We start from the raw sequence: 23,871 nt of genomic DNA, 5'->3' as shown, positions 1-23,871 counted from the left end.
CATGTGCGGAATCTTTGCCTCCCTGGGCCTCGCTCCCAACAAGGCCTCGCTGGACATCGTCGCCCATCGCGGGCCCGATGGCGAGGGATGGGTCGTCCGTGACACGCCCGCGGGGCCGCTGGCGTTGGGTCACCGCAGGCTGGCCATCATCGACCTGAGCGATGCGGCGCTGCAGCCCATGCACTTCGGTGACGGGCGCTACTGGCTGGTCTTCAACGGCGAGATCTACAACTACATCGAGCTGCGTGAGGAGTTGAAGGCGAAGGGCCACGTCTTCAGGACCGACAGCGACAGCGAGGTGCTGCTCGCAGCCTATGCGCAGTGGGGAGACGATTGCCTGCCGCGCCTCATGGGCATGTTCGCCTTCGTCCTCTGGGACGAGCGCGAGAAGACCCTGCTGGTGGCCCGCGACCGCTTCGGCATCAAGCCGCTTTACTTCGTCGCCCTGCCGCAGGGACTCGGGTTCGGCTCGGAGATCAAGCAGCTGCTCGCCCTGCCGTCCGTCGAGCGGCGGATGAACGTGGCACGGGTGCGCGACTTCGTCTCCGGCGGGATCAGCGACCATACGGGCGAGACGATGTTCGCCGGCATTCGCCAGTTGCGCGGCGGCGAATGCGCCACCGTGCGCCTGTCGGACTGGCGGCCAGGCGACGAGCTGCCGGTGCGGCGCTGGTACGACGTGCTCGAGCCGGGCAGCGGCGAGATCACGGAAGCCGATGCAGCCGACCAGTTCCGCACCCTGCTGGCCGACAGCGTGCGCATGCACCTGCGGGCCGACGTGCCGATCGGCTCCTGCCTGTCGGGCGGACTGGACAGCTCGGCGATCGTCTGCCTGATGGACCGCGCTCTCCGGCAACAAGGCCATGAGGCGCGCATCAACACGGTGAGCGCCTGCTATGCCGAGAAGTCGGTGGATGAGCGGCCCTTCATGGACGCCGTCATCGCAGAGACGGCCTGCGACCCGCACTTCGTCTATCCGACCGTGTCGGACGCGTTCTCGCGCGCCCAGGAGATCACCTGGCAGCAGGACGAGCCTTATGGCTCGACGAGCATCTTCGCCCAGTGGAGCGTGTTCAAGACGGCCCGCGAGGTCGGCGTGAAGGTGATGCTCGACGGGCAGGGAGCCGACGAGCAGCTCGCCGGCTACCATGGCGGCTTCGGCTATTACATCGCAGACCTGGTGCGCCGCCGGCAGGCGATAGACCTGCTGCGCACGGTCGTGCGGCGGCGCGAGTACCATGGGCTCGCGGTCGGCGAGCAGCTCAAGACCGCGCTGCTGCCGCTCCTGCCCGGACGGCTCGCCCAGATCGTGCGCCGGCAGCGCACCTCGCTGGCGCAGCACGACTGGCTGAACTCGCCGGCCTTCGCGAGCCTCGCCAACGAGCCCAATGCCTTCGACAGAGCGCTGCGGGAGATCGGACGACCCACGGTGAAGAGCATCGGAGAACTGTGCGTGGCGCTCACGCAGGGCTCCAATCTGCCGATGCTGCTGCACTGGGAAGACCGCAACAGCATGGCGCACGGCATCGAGGCCCGCGTCCCGTTCCTCGACCATCGCCTGGTCGAGTTCTGCATCGGCCTGGGATCGCGCCACAAGATCGTCCATGGCGACACCAAGCGGGTGCTCCGTCGGGCCATGACGGGCATCCTTCCCGATGTCATCGCCAACCGGCGCGACAAGCTCGGCTTCGCGACACCGGAATCCGAATGGTTCCGGGGCCCCGCCCGGGGGATGGCCATCGACGGAATCGAGCAGACGCTGTCCATGTACAAGGACCTGCTGAACCCGGCCGGCACGCGCGCCTTCCTCAACGAGATGCTGGATGGCGCCCGGACCCTCGACTTCACCTTGTGGCGGGTGATCAACATCGGCATCTGGGGGCGCCTGCACGGGGTGAGCCTTTGATGCGGGGACCCGACAAGGTCGCTGTTTCCCTGACGCCGGTGGCCGCGGCCTCCGACAGCCGCACGATCCGCGTCGCGGAAAGTCTGGCGCGGGCCGGCTATCGCTCCCTGATCTGGGAATCGGTGGCCAGCGCCGAGGATCCCTGCGTCGGACTGCAGTGCGCGGTGGTCGGATCGACGGGGGATCGCCGCGGGGCGACCGTCCTGCCGCGATCCATCCGCACGGCCGGCCGCGCAGCCCCCCTGCTGACGAGAGCTCGGGAAGGCCGTTTCGGCCTCCCGGGGGAATTGGCGCTGTATGCCGCGCTCCGCATCGAACACAGGCGTCGCTACGCGGTGGGCCGCCGGATCCCGCCTGCCTCCCTCTACTACGTGCACTCCTACGAGCTCTATCGCGCCGTGTCCGGGCTCGCCGCGTCCCTGGGCGTGCCGGTCATCTACGATGCCCACGATTTCTACCAGGGCATCAGGCGGCCGGACGAGATGCCCCCGTTCGACCGGCGCTGGATGATGCCCTTCTTTCGCCGGCGCGAGGCCGAATGCGTGGCCGGCTGCGACGGGCTGGTCACGGTCAGCGCGGGAACGGCGGACCTGATCGAAGGGGCGTTCGGCCGCCGGCCCGTGGTCCTTCGCAACGCCCATGATCCGCGCCTCGATCAGGTGCCTGCGCGGACGTTGCGCCAGGTCGTTGGGCTCTCGGGGGAGGACCGGCTCCTCGTCGTCGCCGGCAACTACAAGCCGGGCATGGCGGTGGGGGAGCTGCTCGATGCGCTGGCGGCCCTGCCGGATCGCGTGCACGTCGCATTCGTCGGCCACGGCTACGAGGATGGGCTGGACGGCTTCGCGAGCCATCCGGCCCGCACGAGGGTGCACGCCGGTCTCGGTCGACCGTCTCGCGAAGTGGTCCCCTTCATCCGCGACGCCGATGCCGGGCTCGTGATCTACAAGTCGCGCTCCGAGAACTATCGCGAGGCCCTGCCCAACGGCTTCTTCCAGGTTCTCGCCGCCGGGCTGCCGATCGTCTACCCGGCGCTCCCGCAGCTCGTGGCGACCGTAGGCGACGCGAGGGTCGGCCTGTGCGTCGAGACATTCACCGCCGCCACGATGAGGGACGCGGTGCAAGCTCTCCTCGACGCGCCGCGCGCTTCGTTTCCCGACATTGCGACCGTCTCGTCGCGGCTCTCGTGGATGGATGACGAGCAACGGCTGATGGCGCTCGTCGCCGAGGTCACGCAGGCCCGGTCGTCCGGCGGGCGCACTCCAGGGATGAAGGCCCTGGCCGGTCAGGAGGCCGAAAGCTGATGTGTGGTATCGCCGGTTTCGTCACGCCGCGTGGGCTCGATGAGCGCAGGGCGGACAAGGTCCTCGAGGTCATGTCGAGCCTGATCGCCCATCGCGGGCCCGACGGGCTGGGGCACTGGTCCGGGCCGGGAGGAACGGTGGGCCTGGCGCACAGGCGGCTCGCGATTATCGACCTGACCGCATCCGGCGCACAGCCCATGCACGGGCCCAACGGGACCGTCATCAGCTTCAACGGAGAAATCTACAACTTCCTGGAACTGCGGGAGGAACTTGCGGGCGCGTGGACTTTCCGGTCCCACTCCGACACCGAGGTCATCCTCGCAGCCTATGAGAAATGGGGCGACGACTGCGTCAACCACCTGCGCGGCATGTTCGCCTTCGCGCTCTGGGACGGTCGCCGCAATCGCCTGCTGGCCGCACGCGACCGCTTCGGCATCAAGCCCTTCTACTACGCCGCGGTCGACGGGATCGTCTACTTCGCCTCGGAGGCGAAGTCGCTGTTGCCGTTCCTGCCCGGCATCGAGACCGACGAGGACGCTCTCGCCGAATACCTGACGTTCCAGTACACGATTGGCGAGAAGACGCTGTTCAAGGGCGTCCAGGGACTGCTGCCGGGGCATGTGCTCGTCGTCGAGGACGGCGTGGTGGGCGTCCGCCGCTACTGGGACGTCCAGTACGAGGTCGATTGGGACCACAGCCCGCGGTACTTCGAGGAGCGCTTCCGCGAACTCGTCGCCGACAGCATGAAGGTCCACCTTCGCGCCGACGTTCCGGTCGGGGGATACGTTTCCGGCGGCCTCGATTCCAGCCTTGTCGCGATCCTCGCGTCGCAGGCCGACCATGCCAACAAGGACGCCTTCCACGGCCGCTTCCTCGAATATTCCGGCTACGACGAAAGCGACTACGCACGCACGGCCACCGATCTCGCCGGCATGAATCTCCACATCGCCGACATCACCGCGGACGACTTTCGCCGCCACATCGGGGACGTCATCTACCACCTCGACTTCCCCGTCGCGGGCCCGGGCTCGTTCCCGCAATTCATGGTGTCGGCGCTTGCGGCCAGGCACCTGAAGGTCGTCCTGGGCGGGCAGGGCGGCGACGAACTGCTGGGCGGCTACGCGCGCTATCTGGTGGCCTATCTCGAGCAGAGCATCAAGGCGGCCATCGACGGGACGTACAAGTCCGGCAACTTCCTCGTTACCATCGAGTCCGTCGTTCCCAACCTGGGCCTGCTTCGCGAATACAAGCCCATGATCAAGGAGTTCTGGCGCGAGGGCCTCTTCGACGATCTCGACAAGCGCTATTATCGCCTGGTGGATCGGTCCACCGACATGGTTGGCGAGGTGGACTGGGCGGCTCTCGACAGGACGCGGGTCTTCGAGGCCTTCCGCTCCATCTTCAACAACCGCGACAACGTCCGCAAGGAAGCCTACTTCGACAAGATGACCCATTTCGACTTCAAGTGCCTGCTTCCGGCGCTGCTCCACGTCGAGGATCGCATGAGCATGGCGCACGGGCTGGAGAGCCGCGTGCCGTTCCTCGACCATCCACTGGTCGAGTTCCTGGCCACAGTTCCCGCGGACGTGAAGTTCAAGGGGGGGCAAATGAAGCAGCTGATGAAGTCCGTCTACAAGGACGTCCTGCCCCGCTCGATCGTCGATCGCCGCGACAAGATGGGCTTCCCGGTGCCGCTCAAGGAGTGGCTCGAGGGCCCGCTGAAGGACTTCGTCACCGATCTCTTCGCCGAGCAGCGCCTCAAGCACAGGCCTTACCTCAACAGCGACGTGATCCTGTCGAGCTTCGGCACGGCGTCCCGGTTCTCGCGCAAGACGTGGGGGCTGCTCAGCCTGGAGCTCTGGCACCAGCGCTTTCACGACCGTGCGCCCGAGTTTCGCGCCATGGCGAAGGCGTGATAAGGGCCCCGCAAACGCAATCGAGAGGTTTGACATGAAGGTGTTCGTGACGGGCGGTGCGGGCCAGGTGGGCTCGACCGTCATCGACATGCTGCTGGCCCGGGGCGACACGGTCGTGGCCATCGACAACTTCGCGACCGGCCGACGCGACAACCTGAAGGGCCACGATCGGCTGACGCTCGTCGAGGACACGATCGCCGATGCCAAGGTCGTGGATGGCCTGTTCTCCGACTTCAAGCCCGAGGTCGTGGTGCACACGGCCGCGTCCTACAAGGATCCCGAGGACTGGGGCACCGATGCCCTGGTCAACGCCGTCGGAACGGCCAACATCGCCAAGGCGTCCAAGACGCACGGCGTGTCGCGCCTCGTCTATTTCCAGACCGCGCTGTGCTACGGCACGAAGCCCATCCAGCAGCCGATCCAGCTCGACCATCCCATCAACCCGGTCAACTCGAGCTACGCGATCTCCAAGACCGCGGGCGAGCATTACGTGCAGTTCTCGGGCGTGGACTGGGTCACGTTCCGTCTGGCCAACGTCATCGGCGAGCGCAACGTGTCGGGCCCGCTGCCGATCTTCTACGAGCGCCTGTCGCAGGGAAAGAAGTGCTTCGTGACGCCGGCCCGTCGCGACTTCTGTTATGCGAGGGACCTCGCCAAGGTTGTCGTGCGCGCGGCCGACGGCGAGGGCAGGGGCACCTATCACTTCTCGTCCGGCAAGGACGTGGCGATCAAGGAGCTCTACGACGCGGTCGTGACGGCCATGAAGCTGAACGCCTATCCCGAGCCCGAGATCCGGCCGCTCGGACCGGACGATGCAGCCTCGATCCTGCTCGACCCCGCGCGTACCTTCTCGGACTTCGGCTCCGTCGAGTTCACGCCCCTGTCGCAGATCGCCGAGGCGGCGGTGGAGCGCTGGAGCCAGGAAGGCGTGCAGGGCGGCTACACCCACCTCAAGGACGCCCGGGGCTGAGGCCCCGGCCAGGGAATAGGGCGATGCGCATTCTGATCACCGGCGGAGCCGGCTGCCTCGGGTCCAACCTCATCGAGCGCTGGCTGCCACGGGGTCACGAGATCCTCGTGATCGACAACTTCGCGACGGGCAAGCGGGAGGTCGTGCCTCCCGTCGCCGGTTTGAGCCTCGTCGAGGGGTCGGTGGCGGACAAGGAACTCGTCGATCGTGCCTTCGCCGCGTTCGCTCCGACGCATGTCGTCCACAGCGCTGCGGCCTACAAGGATCCCGACGATTGGCGCGAGGACGTCGCCACCAACGTCGCGGGGATGGTCAACGTTGTCGAAGCGGCCCGGGCCGCCGGCGTCGAGCGGGTGGTCAATTTCCAGACCGTGCTGTGCTACGGGCGCCCCGACGCGGTTCCCATCCCCGTCGAGCATCCCCTGCGTCCCTTTACGAGCTACGGCATTTCGAAGGTGGCGGGGGAACAGTACCTCGCGATGAGCGGGCTGCCCTTCGCATCGCTGCGACTCGCGTCCGTCATCGGTCCTCGCCTGGCGATCGGGCCGATCCCGACCTTCTACAAGCGCCTCAAGGCCGGGCAGGGCTGCTTCTGCACGGATGCCACGCGGGACTTCCTGGACATGGAGGATTTCTTCGCGGCCGTGGATCGCGTCATGGAAGCCGGCGCGCCCAGCGGGATCTTCAACGTGTCGAGCGGCGAGGGCCGGACCATCCGCGACGTCTACGACGCCGTACGCGAGCACCTCGGCCTGCCGCCCGATCCGGGCGTCAAGGTCGTTCCGGTCGGCGACGACGACGTTCCTGCCGTGGTGCCCGACCCGTCGCGGACGAGGCAGGTGCTGGGCTGGACCGCGAAGGTCTCCTTCGGCGACGCGATGGGGCGGATGCTGTCCTGGTACGACGCTCATGGCGTGAGCGACGTCTACAGCCATCTCTCGGCTCCCAAGGCAGGGTAGAGGCGGGTCCGAACACTGTCTTTCCCTCGAGGAGCAGCCGCCGGCCTGCTCGGATCGAGCGCGATCTTCGCGCTCGGGAATGGCCTCAGCCGTGCGGTCGCCTACGCCCTGCCGCCGCTGCTCGCCGGCTGGATCGCACCGGAGGAGATGGGGCTCGTGGCCCTCCTCACCACCGCCGCCGTGATCCTGCGCACCGTGCTCGGGCTGGGGCTGACCACGTCGGCCGGGGCGGTCTACTACGAGGTGCCCGTCGAGCGCCGGGGCGAGGTCATCGCCACGACCGCCTTGTTGCTCGGCACGGCGACGGTCGCAGGGGTGCTGCTGTGCCTGGTGGCCCCCGCGGTTCCCGGATTGCCGCTGGCCCAGGCGGGCGCGCTCATGCCCGCCCTTGCGTTCGCGGGCGCGGGTTTGCAGCTGCTGGCCCAACCTTACGCGCTGGCGCTCCAGTTTCAGGGACGACCGCTCGCTCACCTCGCGGTGACGGCCGCAGCGGCGGCCGCGGGTGTCGCCCTCGCCCTCGTCCTCGTGGTAGGCCTCGGGCGAGGCGCCTGGGGCTGGCTCGAGGCCGGAGCCCTCGGCGCCCTCGTCGGCGTGGTCCTCGCGGCGCGCGCAGCGGGCACGCCGCTCCTTGCGGCCAGCGCTCCGGTCGCCCGAAAGCTGATGCGCCTCGGCTGGCCGTTCATCCCGGGAGCGGCCTTCATGGCCGCCCTGCAGGGAGCCGGTCCGTTCATCCTCGCCAGGGTCGATGGGCTCGCCGCAGCGGGCGTCTACAATGCCGGTTATGGGCTGGGCATGACGATGTCGCTCGCCACCACTGGCTTCTCGTCGGCGTGGTTTCCCTATTTCCAGTCCTTCGCCGCTCGCCAGCACGAAGCGCCGCACGCGTTCGGCCGCGTGCTGATGATCGCCATCGGCGCATTCGGATGCGCCGCGATCCTGTTCTACGCTCTTGCTCCTCTGGCCCGTCTGCTGCTGGTCGATCCCCGCTACGGCGGGGCCGTCCACGTCGTGGGAGACGTCGCGCTGTCGCAGGCCCTGCTGGCCATCTGGAGCATCTTGGTTCCCGCGCTCTACTTCTCGCGAAAGATCTGGATCGCCAGCGCCGTGCAGGGGCTCGGCGCCGGCGTCGCGGTGATCGTCACCTATGTCCTGGTTTTGCATGCGGGCGCTGCCAATGCCGGACTGGGCGCCGTGGCCGGTGCCTGCGTCATGATCGCCGTCCAATGGGTCGTCAATGGACAGGCCGACTCTCCCGCGGGATCATTCGTGCGATTCGAACATGCATGGGCCGGCTGTGCCGTGGGGATCTGTCTGGTGCTTGCACGAACCATGGCCGACAGCGTCGGCTCGCTGGCCTCGGCAGGAACGGGCGGTGCTTTGGCCGGGTGTGCGGCCGTGGCCGTGTGGGCAGCAGGACGGAGGGCCTCGCTGTGGGCATGACCCTGAGCATGGCGCGCAGGCAGCCCGCCGTGGTGCGCGAGCAGGGCTGGGACGCCCTGGCCGCCGCCTATCCGGGCTGGTCGGAAACCGACCTGCGGCAGTTGCTGGCGGAGTCGAGCTGGATCTACGACTTCGAAGCCTTCACGCAGCTCAGGATTCGCGCCAAGACCGGCCGCTTCGTCAACATCGACGCAGCGGGGTTCCGCCACGTGGCGAGCCAGGCGCCCTGGCCACCGCGGCGCGATGCCCTGAACGTCTTCCTCTACGGCGGATCCAACCTCCTCGGTTCGGGATTGCCCGATGCCCAGACGATCCCGTCCGTCCTGCAGGACATGCTGCGGCGCACGCGCCCGGATGTCGCCGTCTACAATTTCGGGCGCAGCTACTACTACTCGAGCCAGGAACGGGCGCTCTTCGAGCGTCATATCCTCAAGGGCGTCGGGCCGCACGTGGCCGTCTTCCTCGATGGCCTGAACGAGTTCGTCTACCCCGACGACGAGCCGCAGTGGACGGGTGCCCTGCGCAACATGATCAGCACGCGCCACCTCACCATGGTGGATCCGCTGCGCGGGATGGGCGAGATGGTCGGGTGGTTCGTCAGGACCGCGCGGCGGCGCCTGCTGGCGCCCCCGCCTCGCCCGTCGGATCCGGCGCCGGCGGCGCGCGGCGACGCCGAGACCGTCGTCGACAGGTGGCTCCTGAACCGCCGGCTGACCGAAGCGCTGGGAGAGGAAGTCGGCATCACGACCCTGTTTGCCTGGCAACCGGTCCCGACCTTCGGTTACGACCTCTCGCTGCACGGCTTCGTCAAGGCGGCGGATGGATTCGGACCTTTCAATTCGTCAGCGGCCGGCTACGCCCTCATGGCGAGGCTGCGCGACGAGGGCCGGGTCGATCCCCGGGTGCTCTGGCTCGCCGACATGCAGGACCGCGCCACCGGGAATCTCTATGTTGACAATGTCCACTACAATGCGGCCTTCTCCGCCGCGGTTGCGGGCCGGATTGCAGACACGCTCCGCGAGTGCGGACTTGTCATCCGGCCTTGATGGGCGGAGATCTTTTCATGTCGTTTTCGGGAGCAAAGGTCGCGATCGTCGGCGGTGCCGGGTTCGTGGGCTCCAACCTTGTCCGGCTGATCCGCGAGCAGGGGCCGCGCCGGATCGTGATCGTCGACAACCTCCTGTCGGCGGACGTCTCGAATGTTCCGGAAGGCGAGGATATCGATTTCCGTTTCGGGTCCGTCGCCGATGACCGCATTCTGGCGGCTCTGCCGGACGACCTCGACTACGTGTTCCATCTCGCCTGCTATCACGGCAACCAGTCGTCAATCGCCGACCCCATCGCAGACCACGACAACAACACGCTCACCACGCTGAAGCTTTTCGAGCGCCTGAAGGGCATGGCCAGCCTGAGAAAGGTGGTCTATGCGGCCGCAGGATGCGCCGTCGCCGAGAAGACCTTCGACGGAGCATTCGCCACGACGGAAGACGCACCCGTCTCCCTCTTCCATGACAGCCCGTACTCGATCTCGAAGCTCGTCGGCGAGATGTACGGCAACTATTACTTCACGCGGCACAAGCTGCCGTTCGTCAAGGCGCGGTTCCAGAACGTCTACGGTCCGGGCGAAATCCTGGGCGCCGGCCGCTGGCGCGGGACGGTTCACACCGTGTGGCGCAACGTGACGCCGACGTTCATCTGGAAAGCCTTGCACGGCGAGGCGCTTCCGGTCGAGAACGGCGGGATCGCGTCGCGCGACTTCATCTTCGTCGAGGACATGGCCCGCGGCCTGATGGCGTGCGCGCTGCGCGGAGAACCGGGCGAGATCTACAATCTGGCCTCGGGGGTGGAGACCACCATCCGGGACCTGGCCGAGCGGATCAACGCGCTCACCGCCAATCCCACGCCGATCGCGCTCGCCCCGGCCCGCGATTGGGACCGGTCGGGCCAGCGCTACGGCGATCCGTCCAAGGCTCGCGAGAAGCTCGGTTTCGTTGCGGAGGTCGCGCATGCCGAGGGCCTCGCCCGGACCGTCGAATGGACCCGCACCAACCGTCAACGCATTTTGGGCTGCATGAGCCAGCACGCCCGCTACGTGCCGCAGGTGCGGACCTACGCGGCATGACGGTCCGCGTCCTGACCGTCGTCGGTGCCCGGCCCCAGTTCATCAAGGCCGCCGCGGTGAGCCGCGCCATCCGCGACACGGCCGGACTGACGGAGATCATGGTCCACACCGGCCAGCACTTCGACGCGGACATGTCCGACGTCTTCTTCGACGAACTCGGCATACCCGCCCCAGCGCACCGGCTGGACATTCACGGGGGCGGTCACGGTGAGATGACTGGGCGCATGATGGCTGCTCTGGAGCCCGTGACCGCCGCAGAGAAGCCCGATTGGGTCCTGGTCTACGGCGATACCAACTCGACGCTCGCCGGCGCCCTCGTGGCCGCCAAGCTGCATGTCCCGGTTGCCCACGTCGAGGCGGGCCTGCGCAGCTTCAACCGGCGCATGCCCGAGGAGATCAACCGCGTCGTCACCGACCACGTCGCCACCCTCCAGTTCTGCCCCACGGTGGTCGCCGTCGAGAACCTCGCCGACGAGGGGATCCGCAAGGGCGTGCATCATGTCGGCGACGTGATGTTCGACGCCACGCTGTTTGCCGTGAAGCAGGCGGAAGGACGTGCGACGGTCCGCGCCGAACTCGGGCTGGACAAGGGCAAGTACGCGCTCGCCACCGTGCACCGGGCCGAGAACACCGACGATCCGGTGCGGCTCGCTGCCGTGCTGGCGTTCCTGCGCGAGCAGGCCGCCGGCGTTCCCGTGGTCCTCCCGCTTCACCCCCGGACCCGGCAGGCGGTGCAGCGCAGTGGCGTTTCGCTGGAAGGCCTGCGGGTCGTCGGGCCCGTGGGATACCTCGACATGGCTCAGTTGCTAGCGGGCGCGACGGCGGTCTTCACCGACTCCGGCGGCCTGCAGAAGGAAGCCTATTTCCACCGGGTCCCGTGCACCACGCTGCGCGACGAGACGGAGTGGACCGAAACGGTGACCCATGGCTGGAACCGGCTCTGGCAGGGGCCGCCCCATGGTCCGCGAAGCGACATCACGGACTACGGCGACGGGCGGGCTTCGGATGCCATTGCCCGTGTCCTGAAGGATGTCGCGTGAGGGGATCGTCGGCTGCGGTCGATGCTCCCGGCAAAATGCGTGGTTTCGGCAACCTGCGCGGAACCTCGGCAGACGCCAATGCCGTCATGGGTCCTGGTCATCATGCCCCTTCCGCACCGTGAGGACGTGACCGCAAGATGACGACGTCTTCGCGTGAAAGCCGAATCCGCGTGCTCGTGGGATATGCGAACTACACGGATCGTCTCTCCTACTACGACGACTGGCTCGATGCCTTCGCGACGTCACCGCATTTCGACGCCGTTCCGTTCGACATCGTTCCGGCAGAGGCGAGGGAGCGGCTGCCGGCGCTCCTGGGCGAGGTCGATGCCGTCGTCCTCCTCCATTCCACCAATGGCGACACGACCGACTACCTGGAGCCTCATGCGGCCACCCTGGCCGGGCGCAAGGTGCCGCTGCTGACGTTCGTCGGCAACGAGGTGAGCCTGCCGGGTTCTCCGATTGCCGAGAAACGCCATCTCTTTTCGCTGTTTCGGCCTGACATCGTCGCTACCCAGCTGCTTCCGGAGGCGGGGCAGTATCTGTTCGGCGACGTGGCCGGTCGGGTCGTTGCGATCCCCCATGCCCTCAATCCGGCTGCCTACCGGCCTCTTCGTGCGGCGCAGGACCGTCCCATCGACGTGGGAGCTAGAGCGGTCCGGTACCTCGCTCACCTGGGTGACGATGACCGCAACCGCATCCTCGACTGGTTCAGGACGCAGGGTCCGGGCAGGGGGCTCGCCATCGACATCTCCGACGGCCGCTTCGACCGGACCGGATGGGCCGATTTCCTGAACCGCAGCAAGGCGACGGTCGCGACGGAAGCGGGGACGTGGTTCCTCGAGCGTGACGACGCGACCGTCAACGCCATTCGCGACTACATTCTGTCCCGCTCGGGAAGCGCCTTCGTCATCCGCAACGACTCCGCCCTGCGAACCCTGGGTCACAAGCTGCCGGGATGGGCGCGCGACCTCGCCCGCAAGGTGCTGCGCCACGGCCCGCTCCGCCACGAGGCGCTGGTCAACGAGGCGGTCGATCCTGCCGAGATCCATGCGCGCTTTTTCGCGGGGCGGGAACGGCCCGCCATCAACGGCAAGTGCATCAGCTCGAGGCATTTCGATGCGGCCGGCACGCGTACCTGCCAGATCATGTTCCCGGGACGGTTCAACGACATCCTCGTCGCGGACGAGCACTACCTGGCGCTCGAGCCCGACTTCTCCAACATCGACGATGTTCTCCGCCGCTTTGCCGATCCGGACCAGCGCGGCGCGATCGTCGATCGCCTGCATGCTCTCGTCCTGGACAGGCACACATATGCCAACCGGATGGAGACCGTCGCACGGTGTCTCGTCGATGGCTGATCCGGCCCTGGTCGCCTCAGGCGCCGCAGCAAAGACCACCTCGGCCAAAGAGCGGCGAGAGGGGCCTGCGGGTGGATTTGAGGTCTCGAAGAGTGCTAAGCAGCCGGAAACGTGAGCGCGTGCTGATGGCGAGCTTCGGATCGAGCGCGATGCCGCCAGACCAGACCGGAAGGACAGCCCTTTGACTTCGTGGATCGAGGCCGTTCTTGGCCGCTCTTTGCCGCCCGACAGCGCGTCGGCTGAATTCCAGGGGCGTTCGGCCACCATGCGCGACGGCGTGCTGACCTTCGCGGACGAGCACGAGGCTGGCCAGGGGCAGACCAGCGAGGCTTTCGGCTTCAAGTGGAGCAAGCGTGAGACCTACGCGTCCGGCGCTGTCCGGGAGACGCAAATCCGCTGGCTCGACACCCGGTACGGCGGGCGCAATCCGCTGGACTATGTCGCCGCACAGCAGGGCCCGATCGTGCTCGACGCGGGATGCGGATCGGGGTTTTCCGCCGACATCATCTTCGAAGGGCAATGGGATCGGATCCGCTACATCGGATCGGACATATCGAGCGCCGTCGCCATTGCGCGAGAGAACCTGGCGCCGCGCTGCCGTGACTCCCTGTTCATCCAATGCGACCTGACCAAGCTGCCGGTCCGGCCGGGCTCGGTCGATCTCATCCTTTCCGAGGGCGTTCTGCATCACACGCCATCGACCAAGGGCGCGTTCGACTCGCTGGTGCCGCTTCTGCGACCCGGCGGCGTCTTTGCTTTCTATGTCTACAACAAGAAGGGACCCGTCCGCGAGTTCACCGACGATTACCTGCGGTCCATCTTTTCCGCCATGCCGCCCCAACAGGCGTGGGAGGACATGAAGGCCATCACCGGCCTGGGCATCGCCCTCGGCGAGATGAAGGCCAAGGTCGATATCAAGGATGACATCCCATCGCTCGGGATCAGGAAGGGCGAGATCGACATCCAGCGTCTCTTCTACTGGTCGGTTCTGAAGGCCTATTACCGACCCGAATTCACTTTCGACGAGATGAACCATATCAATTTCGACTGGTTCATGCCGAAATACGCGTTCCGCCAGACGCCCGAAGAGGTGCGCGGATGGGTGGAGATGGCTGGCCTCTCGATCGAACACCTGCATGCCGAGGAAGCCGGCATCACCGTCGTCGCGCGCAAGCCCGGCCAGGCTGTGGCCGTTCCGGCGGACGCTCCTACCCCGTGACGTTACGCCGGCCGCCTCGCGCGAGCAGGATGTCGTAGCTGCGTCTCACGGCCCGCGCACGGCCCAGGATGGCGCGATCGATCCGCTCGGAGGGCGACATCGGCTCGGGCGTCCACCATGCCGGATGGGTCAGCAGGTACAGACGCTCGTGCCCCTCGGCGATGACCGCGGTCATGCTCTTGAAGCGCCAGAAGCCGTTCGAGTCCGAGCAGTAGACGTACTCGCGGCGCATCCTCGCCGAATAGGCGTTGCTCCGGCCGGCGATGACCTCGTCGTCGAAGTCCAGGACGTTGCTCAGGTCCGGATTATGCCAGCTGACGGTCCCGACCGCCGTACCGAGGATGGATTCCAGCAGGTCGCACTCCTTCGCGACCGCTGTCTCCAGCATGGGCCTCGTCCACTGCGTGACGCCCAGCGCGCCGGCATCGAAATGGAGGCCGACGACGTGGCCGTGGTCCTGGATCGACCGGACCAGCGCAAGGACTCCCGGCTCGAGAAGGTTGTAGAACTCGCAGCGCGGGTTGACGAAGTAGGTCGCGCGGGCTCCTTCCCGGGCCTCCAGTTCGGCCAGCCGCGCCGCCCGATGCATCGAGAAGTCCACGTCGTGGCGCCAGACCACGTGGCGGTCCGAGCCCCCGTCCCCCAACTCCGCGAACCGGTAGCCACGCGTCACCAGGGCGCGCATCAGCGCGACGAAACCATCCTCGGTGAAGTCGGCGAACGCCCGTCCGTTCGCGGCGGGCTGTTCCTCTCGCTTTTCGATCCGGAAGGTGCGGCCGTGAAGCCTCAGGGTCAGGTTGTCGTGCGCGCCGCCATCGAAGGCCCTGTACCGGCGCTCGAACTCCGCTTCGTCCATGAGGCAGCTGACGGTCGATAGCCGCTTGAGGTCGCTCCGCCGTGTCTTGACGGGGCCCCAGTGCACATCGGGCAGAGCCGGAAGGGGGGGCGGCTCGAGAAGCCTCGGCCCGAATCTTTCGATAAGCTGCAGTCCTGCTTCGCTGGCCGCCGCCAGCAGGTCGGAAGGGCGCGCGTTCACCGTGACGTCGAACAGCGCGACGCCCACGATGGGGCCCGCATCGACCCGCGCCTCCATCAGGTGAAGCGTCGCACCGTACCGCGGCGCCTGCCTGTAAACGGCATGATGATGCGGATCGCGGCCGGGAAAGTCTGGAGAGGCGGCGTGTACGTTATAAGCCGGCCGGGAAAGCCGGGCGAGCGTGTCGGACGGAACGATCACACCAGTTCCGAAGCTGATGAGGGACGTCTCCGGCCCAATGGGCTCCGCAAGCAACGCGTCCAGCGTCTGCACGACGGCAAAGCTCTGGTCGAGACCCAGTGCCGACCGGATCCGATCGAGCGCCGGTCCGGTGTAAGCAGTCAGCAGGATGACGTGGCCCATCGGCAGGTGTTCCGAACAAAGCTAGGTGTGAAATCGGCCGGCGGTGCTCAAACGACTCTGGGCGAGCCGCCGGGCCAAGGGGTCAACCTGAACCTGTTGGCCGACGGAAGGCGCCCTCCGCCACGCATGTCCGCCTCGTCAATCTCGATGACGCCGCTCCCGCAGGCTACCAGAACGCCCTGGTGGGGACCGCGGCCCATGATCTGCCCGGGAACGGCCAGAACGTCGTGGTCGAGCGCTGCGGGGCGTGCGCGCCAGATCGTGACCTCCGTTTCGCCGTCCAGAAAGGCGAAGGCCCCGCGGAAGGGGCGGGACGACGCTCGAACCAGCCGGAGGACGTGGCTGGCAGGCGCCGACCAGTCGATCCGGCCATCCTCCGATCGGCGGGGATGGCAGCGCAGGGGCCGGACGCCGAGTGCCGCCTGGTCCTCCGGCACAAAGCCCGGGCGCTGCAGATTCGAAACGGCTGCTAGGAACAACGCGGGCACTTCCGTCGCCATCCACGCGTAAACGTCGGCAATGTAGGTGTCGTCGGCGAGCGGCAGGAAGCTGCGCGCGAAGACCGGACCGGCATCGAGTTCGACCGGGTCCATGCGGTGAACGCACAGCCCCACCCGTTCCTCCCCATTGATGATCGCCCAGTTCGGACACGCGTTGCCGCGATAGCGCGGCAGGTCGCCGGAGTGTGAGTTCAGGATCCCGTGGGGCAAGGCCTCGCAGGTCGTCTGTCGGATCAGAGTGGGCCAGTTGATCGAGACCCCGACCTCGGCGCCGGACGCCCGTAGGACATCGACCGTTTCGGGATTGTTGATCGCGGGATCGTCGAGGAAAACGGCGGCATGGCGGCTTGCGAGAGCTGCGAAGTCCCGCGCATCGACCCCGTATTCCGGGGCAGCCTTCGCCGTGGCGACGAAAACGATCCTGTGACCTGCGTCAGCCAGCGCGGCGGCGGCCTCCAGCAACCACCGGGTCCGACCCAGAATCGCGATTCGCATGACTAGCCGATCTCCGACGGCTTCAGATCCCGCAGGAGCGTACCCGGGTCGCCATGGCCGCGAGCCGCCCGAAGGAGGGTGAGCAGCCGGTCGCGACTGCCGCCGGTTCCCGATGGCCTTCGTCGGGACAGGAGCGCTTCCGGGGCTCGGGCGTCACCTCGGGCAGCCTCGTATTCCGCGATCGTCGTTGTGTTCAGGAAGACATGAATGGGATGAAAATCCACGACAAAGGGGCACACGATGCCAAGGTGATCGGCCGGCTCGCCCAGAGAGGCGTCGAGCAGACGGACGTCGTCTTCCCAGCGAATGGCGGCATGGATCAGGCCGCTGAAGTCGCGCCAGGGTTCGAGCGCCGGGGCCACGGTGGGTGGGATCATGTGATTCGATTCGTGAGTGATCCCATGCTCCACCAGCACCTGCGCAATCCGGCTCGATCGGGCGAGCGAATGGCCACGAACGCAACGCGCGTCGGGCACGAGGTCGTGCAAGGCTCCGACGACGGCGCGAGCGTTTCCGCTGCCGGTGCCATCCAGCAGAGGGTTGAAATTGGGATGCAGGCCGAGGTCTTGCCGCGGGATTGCCGTGATCTCGCGCAGCACCGGCGTGTCATGCGTCACGAACCACGTGGCGGCGACACCGTGTTCGGCAACGATCCCGGCGAGGTCGGCGATCACGGTGTCGTGCGCCCAGTCGATGTCGATAGTCAGCACGAGGTTGCTGCCTGGCATGGTGACGCCTCGCCTCCGGGTCCGACCGACACATACATCATGCGCCAGCGGAGCGCCTAGGCTTTCGGCTCCCTGACTGCAACCAATGAATTGCTTCGGATCCTCGGAACGATGCCCTGGCCTGACCTCGCGTACCTTCGAAAGCGGCTGAGTTGGGGTGACGTGTCGTCGAGGGCCCGCGAATGGCATGGCCATGCCACTCGCCGTCTTCGAAAACGTCGGGACGCCGTCCCTCCAGTTGGCCTCGACTTGCACAAGGCCCGAGCGCGCTTCAGGCGAGAGACGTCGCTCTCGAGACGTGCGCTCGATTTCTCGGGATGGACCAGCACGTTCGCGCAACGCCGATCGTCACGGCCTGCTCGCCCGCATCGGACGCCTCGCGTCGATCTGCGACCGCCGCCAGCTCGTCGTGCGTTGTAAGCCTACCAGCGCTGACCTCTCGCCGGGCGTAGCGGCCGGCAACCGCCGCGATTGCATGTGCTCTCCCAGACGCGGCCGCTTCCGTCGATGCAGCGGCTCCGGTTGCAATCCATCCCGCCGCCGCCGTATCCGCCGCCATATCCGCGCTGCTGCGGGTAGCCCTGGTAACCTTCGTCGTAGCCCCCGCCGTAAGCAGGACGCCGGCCGCCGCCGACACGGCCCACCGGCCCACTGATGGGCCGGCAACCGTACTGGTCGCACGTGGACTCGGTGTACACCCCCGTGCGCGGATCAATGCAGCGCTGCGGCGAGCACTGCAGCTGGACCAAGGTGGGCCCGTCCGCCGCTGGCATTTGCGAAACGGGCATGGCCGAAGCGACCGGCACAGCACAGACCAGGGCGGTGGCCAACACGAAACCTGTAAAACGCATGATGACCTCCATGTACGGGTACCATCGCCTCCGGAACCTGAACGAGGGCTGAACCGCAGTCGTTCCCTGCACTACTGATATTGACGATGGCCGAGCTCGACGGTGTTGGAAAATCCAAGCCCGACACGTCCTCGCACTAATGACTCATGCCCTGCGACCCCGTCACGCCTGGCTCCCAGTCACCAGCGAGCAAACGTTGTCATGTCTTTTGGGGGGGGGCGCTCCTTGAGAAGCATCCGTCAAATCCAAGTTCCGGTTGAGGCTTTCGCTCCCCTGCAGTCCACGATCGTAGACTTGCGACATAGGACGCACAGTCAGCGATAAACTTCCATCCGCAAGGCTCTCTTCCGAAATTCCGCCTTGACGCGGGATCGCAGGACAACCTCAACTGCCGAGTGATGAAATCGCGGGCTGGTGATTGGCGTGACTGTCTTCCGATTGACGCGAAGGGCGGTGTGGGCCTTGCTGTCCGCCAGCGTCGGGGTGGCGTGCTTGCTGCTTGGCAAAGCGTCGGCCCAGGACAGCGAGGCCCGGCGCCTCTTCGAGCAGCGCTTCAAGGAGTCGCTGGCCAGCCCGGCCGACCTGGACGCCGCCTTCAAGTTCGCCGAGGCGGCGAATGCGGTGGGCGAGTACGAGGCCGCGATCGGCGCGCTCGAGCGCATGCTCTTCTTCAACCCCAACCTGGCGCGGGTGCGGCTCGAACTGGGCGTGCTCTATTTCCGCCTGGGGTCCTACGGACAGGCCCGGTCCTACTTCAAGACCGCCCTGGAACAGCCCGGCGCGCCCGAGGACGTGAAGCTCGCCGTCCAGAAGTTCATGGGCGAGATCGACCGGCGGCAGCGCATCAGCCAGTTCTCGGGCTTCGTCCAGGTGGGCGCGCGCTACCAGACCAACGCCAATGCCGGCCCCTCCAACCTCAATGTCCGGGTTCTCGGCTTCGACGCGACGCTCGACCGGGCATTCGCGAAGCGGCCCGACTGGAACGCCTTCGTCATCGGCGGCGTGCGCCACGTTCTCGATTTCGACAACCAGCGTGGCGACACCTGGGAAACCGTGGCGCAGACCTACCTGGCGCAGCAGGCCAAGGTCTCCACCTATGACATCCAGGCCCTCGAGGTGACCACGGGGCCGCGGCTCGCCATTCCGCTCGATGCCTTGCCCGGCATCTCGGTGCGGCCCTACGCCATCGGCGCCCTGCTCGGCCTCTCCGACACCTACTACAGCTCGACCGCGGGCCTCGGCGCGGCGCTCAGCGTGCCCTTGCCCTTCGCCTCGCTCGAGGTGGGCGGCGAGTACCGCTGGCGCACGTTCCACAACAGCAGCACCTATCCGCTGGCCAGCCAGCAGAGCGGCGAACTGGCGGGCGTCTTCGCCAGCACGGCCGTACCGCTGGCCTATGGCGTGCGCGCGGTCGTGAAGGGCGGTCTCTACGACAACGATGCCGACGTCCGTTCGAACGGCTTCCGGTCATCCACCGTCGACGTGGCGTTCCCCTTCGAGGTCACCCTGCCGCTGGTGTCGAAGCCCCTGTCCGTGACGCCGTCCTTCGGCGGATCGTGGTACAACTACAAGGCGCCCAACGTCCTGGTGGATCCCAACGTCAAGCGGCGCGACCGGGAGCGCCATGTCGGGCTCGCGCTCGAGACGCCGCTCACCGACCTGTTCTCGGTGGGCGTCCAGATGCAACTGTCGCGCAATCACTCCAATCTTCCCAATTATCGGTACCGGAACTTCAGTGTCGCGTTCGGACCATCCCTCAGGTTCTGACAGGACATGACCATCATGCGCATGCGCCAGGTTCTTCCGCTCGCGACAGGGCTCCTCGCCGGCACGGTGTCGGGCGTCGCCCTGGCCCAGGACATCGGCCTGGTCGGAGCCGTCAACCAGACGTCGCAGGGCACGCCTCCCGGCCGGCCGTCGCGGATGCTGAACCTCGGCAACAACGTCATCTTCAAGGAGCGGATCGAGACCTCGAAGGTCGGCTCGCTGCAGGTCGCCTTCGTCGACAAGTCCACCGTCTCGCTGGGACCCGACAGCAACGTGGTGCTGGACGAGTATCTCTACGATCCCAACGGCAAGACCGGAAAGATGCTCCTGACCCTGGGCAAGGGGGCGCTCCGTTTCGTCGGCGGCGAGATCAGCCACCAGGGCAATGTCGAGGTGCGCACGCCCGTCGGCACGGTCGGCGTGCGCGGCGGAGCCTTCACGCTCACCTACGACCCGGGGTCGCGGTCGCTGCGCATCCTCTCCAGCTATGGCCGCCTGACGATCAGCAACGCGCAGGGCACGCAGGTCATCACGCGGCCGGGCTACGTCTCGACCATGACGGGGGGAGGGCCGCCGTCTCCCCCGCAGCGCGCCGGCGAGGGCGATTTCGACCGGCCCACGATGATGGTGGGCAGCCAGCCCGGCCAGAACGGCGGCGCCCCGCGCCCGCCGACCGACCCTCTCGTCCAGTCCGTCTACAACGATCCGACCAGCCGGACGCAGCCCGGCAGCGTGCCCGCCCAGACGGGAAACACCAGCCAGACCACGACGCGAACCACGGGCAACGCGCCGCCGCCGCCGCCGGACACCCAGCAGACGACCAGGACGGTCCAGACGGCCGTGAACAACCAGGCGGCCCAGACCACGGCCGTCACGCGCCAGGGTTCGACGTCGAGCGTGAAGACCGACGGCAGCGCCGCCGTCACGGCGGCCCGCCAGGCCGTCTCCGTGGCTCAGCTGGCGCGCACCTCGGCGGCGCAGCTGGCCGCGGCTGCGGCCTCCGCGGCAGCCAATGCCAGCACCGACGCCGGTGGCGCCGTCTCCCGGTCGGCCGCCCTGCAGGCCGCGGCCGCGGCCCAGGCGGCCCTCAACCAGGCCGACGTCGATCTGGCCCGTGCGATCGCCGCGCTCTCGCAGCTCGAGGCGATCCTCGTCCGCCTGCAGTCCGCCACCACGCTCGCGGAGATCCAGGCCGCCGCGGCCGACCTGGTGGCGGTGGCCAACACCGTGCTGTCGGCCGTGCAGTCCGTCGTGAGCCAGAACGCGATCGCGCAGGCGCGGGCGCTGGACGTCACCTCGCTCGTGGCGGCCTCGTTCCAGGCGGCGAGGCTGGTGCCCGCCCGCGTCTTCGCGCTGGACGGCACGGCCTCCGCCGGTTCGGCCATCCCGTTCCTCACCAACGTCTTCGTCAGCAACGCCAACAGCAACGCCGCGGTGACCACGCCCATGCTCGGCTATCGCGGCCAGGGCACGGTGTCGGCCGACGGCTTCACGGTCACGCCGGGCGTCACCCGCACGCTGCTCATCGGCTTCTCCCTGGCCGGAACCGGCGCCACGCAATCATCGAACGCGATCGTGGCGACCGGCAGCTTCGAGCCGGCGCGGACGGGCACGGGCAACGCTCAGGAGTTCATCGGCGGCTTCTTCGCGTCGGGCCGCACGGTCGGATCCAACGGACCGTCCTTCGCCGCCGGTGCCATCACCGGAACGAACGGCTCGATCACCGTCGATGCGGACGGCATCCCGAACGCGGCGACCGTGGACCAGGCGAGCCTCGCCGGCGGCCTCATCGCCCCGGCCAACACGGGCGCGCAGCAATACGGCTACCTGCCGGGCAACAACACGCCCAACTACGCCATCTCGCAGTCCGGCACGGCGGTGACGCCGCCGGCGGGGCTGGGCAACGATCGCCCGGCGATGACGCTGAACGGCTACGTCTCGGGCTCGTTCACGTCCACCCAGGCCAGCAACGTGGCCGGCGCCAACGGCCTCTTCCCGCTGCTCACCGCCACCCGCCAGGACTACCAGTTCGCGGGCCTCACCGGCACGCCGGACGACGTGGTGATGACCTTCGATCCCGCCTCGTCGACGGTTCGCGCCACGATTAAGATCCAGAGCACCGACCCCACGTCGCGCCTGGCCTCGGCGATCTACCAGCTTGGTTCGGACACCTCCAACGAGGCGGGGCGCCGCTCGACATACATCGACAGCAAGACCTTCGCCCTGCGCAGCTACAGCGGATCGGCCGCCACCTCGACCGCGACCCTGCGCACCAACGTCGTGGAGACCATCGGGACGGGCAACAGGCAGCTCCTGTTCCCGTGGTCGGCGGTCGTCTCGAGCAATCCCAACGCGAACACGCAGTTCTTCCCGGGCGTCACCATCTGCGACTGCGCCTACACGCAGTGGGGCTTCTGGTCGGTCGCGGGATCGCATGCCTCCGACACGGACTGGGGCAACCTGAACCCCTGGGTCGCGGGCGTCCTCGCCAGCCCCGGGCAGATCCCCAACACCGGCTCGGCCACGTACAACGGCCACGCGATCGCCAGCGTCAACAATGCGGGCGCGGTCTACATCGCCGCGGGCAACCTGAGCCATACGGTGAACTTCGCGACGGGCAGCGGCACCGGCGCCATCAGCAATCTCGACGGCCGCAACTACTCCTTCTCGAGCACGCTGGCGGCGGGCACCGTCAACTTCTCGGGCGTGATCTCCGGCGCCAGCGCCGCGGGAGCGCTGCGCGGCTCCTTCTACGGGCCGGGCACGCCGCCCGCCGAGATGGGGGGCCAGTTCGGACTGTCCAGCACGGGGGGGCCGGCCTACGCCGCGAACGGGGTGTTCCTCGGCAAGCGGTGACATGGAACCAAAGGCCCGGTGCCGGAGCGCACGGCAGGGCAGGGGGACGTGAGTGAGTGTGGTGTAGCCCGGCGCGCCCCGCGAGGCCGGCGGGCTGGAGTTCGACATGGCGTTGCGTCGCTTCATCGGCCCCTTGGCCCCCTTGGCCCTGCTCATGGCGGGAGTCGCGCCCGGCGCGCTGATGGCCCAGGACGTCGGGCGCGTGGGGGCGGTCAACCAGACCACCGAGGGCACGCCCCCGGGACGCGTCCGGCGGACGCTGGACCTGGGCACGAACGTCATCTTCAAGGAGCGGGTCCAGACCACCCAGCAGGGATCGGTCAACATCGCCTTCGTGGACAAGTCGGTGGTCGGGCTCGGGCCCGAGACCGACGTGGTCCTCGACGAATATTTCTACGATCCCAATGCCAAGGCCGGCACGATGCTGATGAGCCTCGGCAAGGGGATGCTGCGCTTCGTCGGCGGCGAGATCAGCCACCGCGGCACGGTCGAGGTGCGCACACCGGTGGGAACGGTGGGCGTCAGGGGAGGCGCCTTCACGGTCATCTATGACCCCGCCACGCGGACGCTGCGCGTCATCTCGACCTATGGCCGCCTGACCGTCTCCAACGCGCTCGGCTCGCAGCGAATCGAACGCCCCGGCTTCGTCGTCGTGGTGGTGGGCGGGCAGGCCCCGGCGTCGCCCGCCCGGTCCGGCCCCGGCGACTACGACCTGCCGACCACGCTCATCGGAAGCCGTCCGGGACAGTTCGGCGGCGCGCCGCGGCCGCCCACCGACCCGTTGGTCCGCGCCGCCTACGTCAATCCCGCCACCGGCGCGCCGCCCGCGACCGTCTCGGCCCAGTCCGGCAATGCCAGCCAGTCCGCCGGCAGCCGGACAGCGAGCGTCTCCAGGCCCGCCACCTCGGTGATCGCCGCCAATGCCGCGCAGGTCGGCGTGGGGCAGCGGGCCGCACTCGTCACGGCCGTCACCGACCAGGCGGCCACCACCCGTGTCCAGGCGACGGGGGCGACCGCGGTCGCCGCGGCGACCCAGGCCCTGGC

General features: G+C 67.7%; 17 protein-coding genes. 14 read left to right on the top strand and 3 right to left on the bottom strand.

The window, feature by feature from the left end:
• The first annotated feature begins 1 nt into the window (after window position 1).
• From asnB (Q0Q47_RS23515) to Q0Q47_RS23465, 11 genes are all read left to right on the top strand, one after another.
• Window positions 2–1,906, top strand: a complete 1,905-nt coding sequence (gene asnB, locus Q0Q47_RS23515) for an asparagine synthase (glutamine-hydrolyzing) (protein ID WP_293865687.1) — start codon at window positions 2–4, stop codon at window positions 1,904–1,906.
• On the top strand, window positions 1,906–3,207 hold the full coding sequence (locus Q0Q47_RS23510) for a hypothetical protein (protein ID WP_293865684.1): 1,302 nt from the start codon (window positions 1,906–1,908) through the stop codon (window positions 3,205–3,207). Before asnB (Q0Q47_RS23515) ends, Q0Q47_RS23510 begins: the two co-directional genes overlap by 1 nt.
• The gene (asnB, locus tag Q0Q47_RS23505; RefSeq protein ID WP_293865681.1) at window positions 3,207–5,123 is read left to right on the top strand and encodes an asparagine synthase (glutamine-hydrolyzing); all 1,917 of its coding nucleotides are present in this window, start codon (window positions 3,207–3,209) and stop codon (window positions 5,121–5,123) included. Before Q0Q47_RS23510 ends, asnB (Q0Q47_RS23505) begins: the two co-directional genes overlap by 1 nt.
• Before the next feature lie 34 nt (window positions 5,124–5,157).
• Window positions 5,158–6,093 (top strand): NAD-dependent epimerase/dehydratase family protein, encoded by a 936-nt coding sequence (locus Q0Q47_RS23500; protein WP_293865678.1) that lies wholly within the window; start codon window positions 5,158–5,160, stop codon window positions 6,091–6,093.
• Between the two features lie 23 nt (window positions 6,094–6,116).
• Complete coding sequence (locus tag Q0Q47_RS23495; protein ID WP_293865675.1) at window positions 6,117–7,052, top strand: NAD-dependent epimerase/dehydratase family protein; 936 nt, start codon at window positions 6,117–6,119, stop codon at window positions 7,050–7,052.
• 15 nt (window positions 7,053–7,067) lie between these two features.
• The gene (locus Q0Q47_RS23490; protein WP_367278300.1) at window positions 7,068–8,492 is read left to right on the top strand and encodes a lipopolysaccharide biosynthesis protein; all 1,425 of its coding nucleotides are present in this window, start codon (window positions 7,068–7,070) and stop codon (window positions 8,490–8,492) included.
• Window positions 8,489–9,538: a hypothetical protein gene (locus Q0Q47_RS23485; protein ID WP_293865672.1), complete on the top strand. Its 1,050-nt coding sequence runs from the start codon at window positions 8,489–8,491 to the stop codon at window positions 9,536–9,538. The genes Q0Q47_RS23490 and Q0Q47_RS23485 overlap by 4 nt, the downstream gene beginning before the upstream one ends.
• A 17-nt stretch (window positions 9,539–9,555) precedes the next feature.
• Entirely contained in the window at window positions 9,556–10,614 is a 1,059-nt protein-coding gene (locus tag Q0Q47_RS23480; RefSeq protein ID WP_293865669.1) for an NAD-dependent epimerase/dehydratase family protein, read from the top strand.
• On the top strand, window positions 10,611–11,654 hold the full coding sequence (gene wecB / locus Q0Q47_RS23475) for a non-hydrolyzing UDP-N-acetylglucosamine 2-epimerase (protein ID WP_293865666.1): 1,044 nt from the start codon (window positions 10,611–10,613) through the stop codon (window positions 11,652–11,654). The genes Q0Q47_RS23480 and wecB overlap by 4 nt, the downstream gene beginning before the upstream one ends.
• A gap of 137 nt (window positions 11,655–11,791) precedes the next feature.
• Complete coding sequence (locus Q0Q47_RS23470; protein WP_293865663.1) at window positions 11,792–13,012, top strand: glycosyltransferase; 1,221 nt, start codon at window positions 11,792–11,794, stop codon at window positions 13,010–13,012.
• A 181-nt stretch (window positions 13,013–13,193) separates the two neighbouring features.
• Window positions 13,194–14,231: a class I SAM-dependent methyltransferase gene (locus Q0Q47_RS23465; RefSeq protein ID WP_293865660.1), complete on the top strand. Its 1,038-nt coding sequence runs from the start codon at window positions 13,194–13,196 to the stop codon at window positions 14,229–14,231.
• Here Q0Q47_RS23465 and Q0Q47_RS23460 read toward each other — a convergent pair.
• The 3 genes from Q0Q47_RS23460 to Q0Q47_RS23450 are packed head-to-tail and all read right to left on the bottom strand — an operon-like array spanning window position 14,221 to window position 17,353.
• Window positions 14,221–15,630: a formyltransferase family protein gene (locus Q0Q47_RS23460; protein ID WP_293865657.1), complete on the bottom strand. Its 1,410-nt coding sequence runs from the start codon at window positions 15,628–15,630 to the stop codon at window positions 14,221–14,223. The two genes, Q0Q47_RS23465 and Q0Q47_RS23460, sit on opposite strands and share 11 nt — an antisense overlap.
• 47 nt (window positions 15,631–15,677) lie before the next feature.
• Entirely contained in the window at window positions 15,678–16,625 is a 948-nt protein-coding gene (locus Q0Q47_RS23455; protein WP_293865654.1) for a formyltransferase family protein, read from the bottom strand.
• Between the two features lie 2 nt (window positions 16,626–16,627).
• Window positions 16,628–17,353, bottom strand: a complete 726-nt coding sequence (locus Q0Q47_RS23450) for a hypothetical protein (protein ID WP_293865651.1) — start codon at window positions 17,351–17,353, stop codon at window positions 16,628–16,630.
• 1,343 nt (window positions 17,354–18,696) lie between these two features.
• Between Q0Q47_RS23450 and Q0Q47_RS23445 the strand changes: the two genes are divergently transcribed.
• The 3 genes from Q0Q47_RS23445 to Q0Q47_RS23435 form a co-directional block, all read left to right on the top strand.
• Window positions 18,697–19,971: a lipopolysaccharide assembly protein LapB gene (locus Q0Q47_RS23445; RefSeq protein ID WP_293865648.1), complete on the top strand. Its 1,275-nt coding sequence runs from the start codon at window positions 18,697–18,699 to the stop codon at window positions 19,969–19,971.
• Between the two features lie 6 nt (window positions 19,972–19,977).
• Window positions 19,978–22,827: a FecR domain-containing protein gene (locus Q0Q47_RS23440; protein ID WP_293865645.1), complete on the top strand. Its 2,850-nt coding sequence runs from the start codon at window positions 19,978–19,980 to the stop codon at window positions 22,825–22,827.
• A gap of 106 nt (window positions 22,828–22,933) precedes the next feature.
• Window positions 22,934–23,871 (top strand): FecR domain-containing protein (locus Q0Q47_RS23435; RefSeq protein WP_293865642.1); only part of this gene is annotated, 938 nt, incomplete at its 3' end.

Origin of the sequence: uncultured Alsobacter sp. (assembly GCF_945952055.1) — a bacterium.
Classification (GTDB): Bacteria; Pseudomonadota; Alphaproteobacteria; order Rhizobiales; family Beijerinckiaceae; genus Alsobacter.
Note: the sequence above shows the minus strand (reverse complement) of the source record. Positions and strands in the feature narration are given on the sequence as shown.

Coding starts and splice junctions, on each gene's coding strand:
- asnB (WP_293865687.1), top strand. CDS start 2: ATGTGCGGAATCTTTGCCTCCCTGGGCCTCGCTCCCAACAAGGCCTCG.
- Q0Q47_RS23510 (WP_293865684.1), top strand. CDS start 1,906: ATGCGGGGACCCGACAAGGTCGCTGTTTCCCTGACGCCGGTGGCCGCG.
- asnB (WP_293865681.1), top strand. CDS start 3,207: ATGTGTGGTATCGCCGGTTTCGTCACGCCGCGTGGGCTCGATGAGCGC.
- Q0Q47_RS23500 (WP_293865678.1), top strand. CDS start 5,158: ATGAAGGTGTTCGTGACGGGCGGTGCGGGCCAGGTGGGCTCGACCGTC.
- Q0Q47_RS23495 (WP_293865675.1), top strand. CDS start 6,117: ATGCGCATTCTGATCACCGGCGGAGCCGGCTGCCTCGGGTCCAACCTC.
- Q0Q47_RS23485 (WP_293865672.1), top strand. CDS start 8,489: ATGACCCTGAGCATGGCGCGCAGGCAGCCCGCCGTGGTGCGCGAGCAG.
- Q0Q47_RS23480 (WP_293865669.1), top strand. CDS start 9,556: ATGTCGTTTTCGGGAGCAAAGGTCGCGATCGTCGGCGGTGCCGGGTTC.
- wecB (WP_293865666.1), top strand. CDS start 10,611: ATGACGGTCCGCGTCCTGACCGTCGTCGGTGCCCGGCCCCAGTTCATC.
- Q0Q47_RS23470 (WP_293865663.1), top strand. CDS start 11,792: ATGACGACGTCTTCGCGTGAAAGCCGAATCCGCGTGCTCGTGGGATAT.
- Q0Q47_RS23460 (WP_293865657.1), bottom strand. CDS start 15,630: ATGGGCCACGTCATCCTGCTGACTGCTTACACCGGACCGGCGCTCGAT.
- Q0Q47_RS23455 (WP_293865654.1), bottom strand. CDS start 16,625: ATGCGAATCGCGATTCTGGGTCGGACCCGGTGGTTGCTGGAGGCCGCC.
- Q0Q47_RS23450 (WP_293865651.1), bottom strand. CDS start 17,353: ATGCCAGGCAGCAACCTCGTGCTGACTATCGACATCGACTGGGCGCAC.
- Q0Q47_RS23440 (WP_293865645.1), top strand. CDS start 19,978: ATGACCATCATGCGCATGCGCCAGGTTCTTCCGCTCGCGACAGGGCTC.